At 41.4% G+C, this 943-nt stretch carries 2 protein-coding genes; both read left to right on the forward strand.

All coding sequences use genetic code 11. The features are described 5' to 3' along the window. Positions 1-39 precede the first annotated feature (39 nt). Positions 40-435: a hypothetical protein gene (locus AC0LWN_RS32615; protein ID WP_474672740.1), complete on the forward strand. Its 396-nt coding sequence runs from the start codon at positions 40-42 to the stop codon at positions 433-435. A 72-nt stretch (positions 436-507) separates the two neighbouring features. Then, on the forward strand, positions 508-943 hold a 436-nt coding region (locus AC0LWN_RS32620), incomplete at its 3' end, for a TetR/AcrR family transcriptional regulator (protein WP_474672742.1).

Consider the following 943-nt stretch of genomic DNA (forward strand, 5'->3'; position numbering starts at 1 on the left):
TAAGCAGACAATATAATCATTATGAAAAGGGTGGATACTATGGCTAAGTTTGATCCTTTGTTACCGAAAACAACAACGTACTGGAAAACGGACGGCATTTTCTTTATCAAGCATACGAATTTTTTTGTAACCATGGAGGAAGCCTACGCCATCGGGGAATTGCTCAAGGAAGCTCATCGCGACAAAGAAACGGCCGCCATCGTCATAGATAATCGTGAGGCAAAAGGGGCTTGGACACAGGATGTTAATAAAGTATGGATCGAGGTAGCAATGGAAATCAGCAATGAAATGCTAAAAAAAGTCGCTACGCTAACAAGTGATGTTGTTGCTGCCATGCAAATTAACCGGCTGTCCCGAAGCAATGGAACAGATAAAATGTCCAAAGCGTTTTGCAGCGATTTCGATGAATCGGTTAGGATTTTCTTGGAAGAATAATGAAAAAAGTGTTTGATATGTGACTCCAACTCGATAAGCCCTTAACATAAATCGAATGGAGTGATGAGCATTATGGCAAAACGTGCAATGACGCCCGAGGCAAAAGCTTTAAAAGCAAAGGCTATTATGGATAAAGCGGCTGAAATGTTTCTTTCATCGGAGTATGAAAAAATCAAAATGTCCGATATAGCCAAGCAGATGGGCATGTCAAACGGAATTCTGTTTGTGTACTTTAAAACAAAAGAAGCATTGTTTTTTAGCGTGCTGTGCCGGGAATATGAGAAGCGACTCGCTCATCTAGCGGAGATGGCGAAGGAAAAACCTGTGCTCAGCTTCGATGACTTTAAAAATCTCGTTATGAATGAGCTCATGGAATTGGTTGACCAGAATCCTCTTTACGTCAAGCTGGAATCCATGCGCACAGCGGTTTTCGAGAAGAATGTGGATGCGGAAACCATGCTAAACCAGAAAATCAATTTGTACAAACTAATGTCAGAGTTAGTGACCA

This window comes from Paenibacillus sp. sgz302115 (assembly GCF_056120445.1).